The organism is Acidimicrobiales bacterium, from assembly GCA_036273495.1.
Taxonomy (GTDB): domain Bacteria; phylum Actinomycetota; class Acidimicrobiia; order Acidimicrobiales; family JAJPHE01; genus DASSEU01.
On the sequence record DASUHN010000372.1, the window covers coordinates 1 to 4,537 of the forward strand.

The 4,537-nt window shown below is 72.6% G+C and carries 4 protein-coding genes; 3 read left to right on the top strand and 1 reads right to left on the bottom strand.

What is annotated here, in order from left to right:
- The 3 genes from VFW24_16120 to VFW24_16130 all read left to right on the top strand — a co-directional run.
- Nucleotides 1-713 (top strand): FAD-dependent oxidoreductase (locus tag VFW24_16120; protein ID HEX5268294.1); only part of this gene is annotated, 713 nt, incomplete at its 5' end.
- A 241-nt stretch (nt 714-954) separates the two neighbouring features.
- On the top strand, nt 955-3,060 hold the full coding sequence (locus VFW24_16125) for a cell wall-binding repeat-containing protein (protein HEX5268295.1): 2,106 nt from the start codon (nt 955-957) through the stop codon (nt 3,058-3,060).
- Between the two features lie 115 nt (nt 3,061-3,175).
- Nucleotides 3,176-3,751, top strand: coding sequence for an isochorismatase family cysteine hydrolase (locus tag VFW24_16130; protein ID HEX5268296.1), 576 nt, complete (start codon nt 3,176-3,178; stop codon nt 3,749-3,751).
- A gap of 37 nt (nt 3,752-3,788) precedes the next feature.
- On the opposite strand, the gene VFW24_16135 is transcribed toward VFW24_16130, so the two are convergent.
- Nucleotides 3,789-4,537: ATP-binding protein (locus VFW24_16135; protein HEX5268297.1), on the bottom strand; the 749-nt coding region annotated here is incomplete at its 5' end.

The following is a 4,537-nucleotide window of genomic DNA, read 5'->3' on the forward strand; positions in this document are numbered from 1 at the left end:
GGATGGGGACCCTCGCCGAGCGGGTGGCGGCGGGGCTGGGTGACCGGATCCGCCTGGGCCAGCCCGTGCGATCGATCACCCAGGGGGACGGGGCGGTGACGGTCGAGTCCGAGGCCACGTCGGTGCGGGCGCGGCGCGTCATCGTGGCGGTGCCGCCGGCGCTGGCCCGGGAGATGGCGTTCGATCCCCCGCTGCCTCCTGACAGGGGTGAGCTGTACGAGCGCGCCGTGGCGGGCTGGGAGACCAAGACGCTCGTGGTCTACGACGAGGCGTTCTGGCGCAAGGAGGGCTTCAGCGGCCAGACCGCCGAGCCCGGCTCGCTGGCCGAGGTGACCATCGACGCCTCACCCCCGTCGGGCACCCCGGGGGTGCTGGCCAGCTTCACCTTCGCCCACGTGGCGCGCGACGCGGCCGGGATGCCCGAGCACGACCGGCGCAAGCTCGTCCTCGAGGCCCTGGCCGGGCGGCTGGGGCCACGCGCCGCCTCGCCCGAGGACTTCGTCGAGACGTCGTGGTGGGAGCAGCCGTGGACGCGGGGGTGCTCGTTCGCCCACCTGCCTCCCGGGGTCCTCACCCGCCTCGGCCACCTCCTGCGGGAGCCGTTCGGGGCCGTCCACTGGGCGGGCACGGAGACCTCCACCGCCTCCCACGGGTCGATCGACGGCGCCATCCGCTCCGGTTGGCGGGCGGCGGCGGAGGTCCTCGACACCTGAGGCGCGGAGCGACCGCCCCAGGCGGGCGCGGGGGCTGAGAGGTCAGACCTCCGGTCCCCCGCAATGCGGTCAAACCCTCCCAAACCGGCCGCCTCCGGCCGTTGGGCCGCCGACTTGATCAGACCAATGGCCCCCCGAGACCGGCGCATCGCCGGGTACGGGGCGCCCCCCTCCCGTGGTTTCCTGCTGATACGAGGCGTTCGCCACCGGGCGCCGTCATCTTCACCAGGAGCAGAGCCACATGGAATCGAAGGGTCTGGTCGGTCGCGTCCTCTCGACCACCGCAGCAGTGACCGTGAGCGCAGTGGTGATCAGTGGCGTGGGCGGCCTGGTGGCCGCGGCACCCGCCTTCGCCGCCGGCGCAACGGTCGGAGCCCCCACCCCGAACAAGGGCGCCGCGGGAACCAGCGTGAAGATCACCGAGAGCCACTTCGCCGCCAACTCCGCCCTGACGATCTCGATGAACGGCACCCCGGCCAGCATCACCTCCGGCGGCACGACCAGCGCCACCGGCGCCGCCACCACGACCCTCAACGTCCCGTCCGGGCTGGCCGCCGGCAACTACCCGATCAAGGTCACCGACGCCGCCGGGAACACCGCCAGCTCCTCCAACTTCGCCGTCCAGGCCGCCAAGGCCGGCCCGTGCGAGACGCTCCTGTACTACTCGGGCACCGCTCCCGCTCCGACGGCGGGCACGGCGATGACCCTGTACTACGACGACGACTCGGCCGTCACCTCGGCCGCCTACTCGGTCGACGGGGGCCAGAGCTTCACCCCCATCACCCCGGCCGCCTCGACCGTCAGCAGCCTGACCGCCCTCGACACGTGCGGCGGGTCGGTGTCCAAGACGACCCAGCACGAGTCGGCTCTGACCTTCACCCCCTCCGGCAGCGGCCCGCTGGTCGTGACCGTGACCGACGGTGACGGGGACAGCGACTCGTACACCTGGTCGTCGGTGAGCTCGGCCAACCCGGCCACTCCCCTGCCGGGCAGCCTCACGGCCCAGCTCTCGTCCGCCGGCCCCCTCACCACGCCCACGGCCGTGACGGACAGAGCCACCTTCACCGGCACCAACGGCGACGCCGCGACCGGTGCGAGCATCTCGTTCTTCGTGTGCCAGCTCAACGGCCCGTGCTCCAGCGGCTCCGGAACGCCCGAGGGAAGCAGCCCGGGTGCCACGGCAACGTCGCTCTCCTTCACCCCGCCCGCCCCGGCGGCCGGATCCTCGGCCACGTGGTGCTTCAGCGCCTACTACTCGGGCAACGCCCACTACACGGGCGCCGACGACAACGGCACCACCTCTGATCCCGGCCAGTGCTTCACCATCTCGACCGCCGCGGCGGGCTCCTCGGGCTCGTCCGGCTCCTCCAACCCGCCCACCCCCGGCGGGGGCACCTCCTCGACGGGCGGCAGCTCGACCGACGGCTCCGGTGGCAGCGCCGGCGGGGCCCAGGGCGCCGGGGTGTTCCGGGTCGGCGGAACCGACCGCATCCACACCGCCATCCTGACCTCGCAGGCCGACTACAGCGACGGCACGGCCGGAGCAGTGATCCTGGCCCGGTCGGACCTGTTCCCGGACTCGCTGGCGGCCGCCCCCCTGGCCGTCAACACGACCGCCCCCATCCTGCTGACGGCGCCCACGAGCCTCGACGCCCGCACGGCGGCGGAGATCACCCGGGTCCTCCTGCCGGGCGGGACGGTCTACCTCCTGGGCCAGACGGCGGCGCTGTCGACTGACGTCGAGAACGCCGTCACCAAGATGGGCTACACGGTCGACCGCATCGGCGGGGCGGACCGCTTCGCCACCGCCGCCGACATCGCCAGCAGCATCGGCTCGGTCACCAAGGTCCTCCTGGCCGACGGCACGAACTTCCCGGACGCCGTCTCCGCCGCTGCGGCGTGCGGGCCGGCCGGAACGGTCATTGCCCTCACCGACGGCACCACGATGCCGGGCGCCACGACCGACTTCTTGACCTCGCACAGCGGGGCCCCGGTGGTCGCGGTGGGTGGCCCTGCAGCCAATGCCTACCCCTCCGCCACCACCAAGCTGGTCGGGGCCGACCGCTACGGCACCTCGGTCATGGTGGCCCAGGCCTTCTTCTCCAACCCCACCGGGGCGGGGATGGCCACCGGCCTCGACTTCCCCGACGCTCTCACCGCCGGCCCCTACCTGGCCGCCGGGTGGCCGATGCTGCTCACCGATCCCCAGTCGATCCCGGCGGTCGTGAGCCAGTACCTCAACAGCATCAAGCCCGGGATGAGCGCCGGCATCGTGATCTTCGGTGGCCCGGCGGCGGTCAGCGACTCGGCGATGCAGCAGGCCAAGACGCTCCTCGGGGTGTCGTAGCCGCACCATCGCACAACAGCAGTGTGGGGGGCCCGGGCCTTGCGCCCGGGCCCCTCTTGTCGTGCGGGAAAGGCGCGCTGGTGTGCGGTCCGACAGGTGGGCCAGGATGACCTCCATGTCCACCAGCACGACCGCCCTTCTGGTCATGGACGTCCAGGTCGGCGTCGTCGAGCGCTTCGCCGCCGAGTCCCCGGACCTTCTTTCTGCCCTCGGCCGGGCCGTCGCCGCTGCTCGCACGGCGGGGGTGACGGTGATCTACGTCCGGGTGGCGTTCAGAGCCGGCGCCCCGGAGGTGAGCCCGAACAACCGCGCCTTCTCCGCCATCGCCGGTGCCTCGGGCTTCGGGGAGGCCGATCCGGCCACGCAGGTCCACCCGGCGGTGGCGCCCCAGGCGGCCGACGTCGTCGTCCTCAAGAAGCGGGTCAGCGCCTTCACCGGAAGCGACCTCGAGGTCGTGCTGCGCTCCCGGGGCGTCGACTCCCTCGTGCTGGCGGGCATCGCCACCAGCGGGGTGGTGCTGTCGACCCTCCGGCAGGCCGCCGATCTGGACTACGGCCTGACCGTGCTCGAGGACGGCTGTTCGGACCGCGACCCCGAGGTCCACCGGGTGCTGATGGAGAAGGTCTTCCCCCGACAGGCCGCGGTTGTCACCGTCGACGACTGGATCCGGGACCTCCGGTCCGAGCGATGAGGCGGGCGGGCCGGTCGGTCCGCCCCCAAACGACTGCTCAGCCGCTGGTGGGCGCGAACAGCTTCTCGGTCAGCAGCTCGAGCAGCTCGCCCACCTCGAGCGGCTTGGTCAGGAAGGCGTCCGCCCCCGCCGCGAGCAGGCGTTCGGCCTGACCCGGCGTGGCGTCGGCACTCAGCATGACCACGGGTATCGAGGCGGTGGCCGGGTCCTCCCGGAGGTGGCGCAGGACCTCGTCCCCGTTCATGTCGGGGAGGTGCCGGTCGAGCAGGATCAGCTCCGGAAGCGCCTCCCGGGCCAGCTCCAGCCCGAGGCGGCCCTGCATGGCCGACAGCAGCTCGACCTGACCGAACCGCGAGAGCACCCGCTCGACCAGACGGAGGTTCGAGAGGTTGTCCTCGATATAGAGGATGCGGTGGCCAGCCGGCCCTTCGGCCGGGCCGTCGTTCTCGCCCAGGTCGCTCTGGAGCCGTTCGTAGCGCTCGATCGGGCCCTCGGCCGCGGGCACCTGCACCCAGAAGCTGCTGCCCTGCCCGAAGGTCGACTCCACGTCGAGGGTCCCGCCCATGGCGCTCGCCAGGGCCCGGGACAAGGCCAGACCGACCCCCGTCCCCTCGATGCCGTCGGCCTCGGCGCCCAGCCGGTCGAACGGCGTGAACAGCCGGACCATCTCCTCGGGGCGGATGCCGCGTCCGGTGTCGCTGATGGTGATGCGCACATCCGCTCCGACGGCTTCGGCAGTGACCGTCACCGCCCCCCCGTCCCGGTTGTACTTGATGGCGTTGGAGA

Coding starts and splice junctions, on each gene's coding strand:
- VFW24_16125 (HEX5268295.1), top strand. CDS start 955: ATGGAATCGAAGGGTCTGGTCGGTCGCGTCCTCTCGACCACCGCAGCA.
- VFW24_16130 (HEX5268296.1), top strand. CDS start 3,176: ATGTCCACCAGCACGACCGCCCTTCTGGTCATGGACGTCCAGGTCGGC.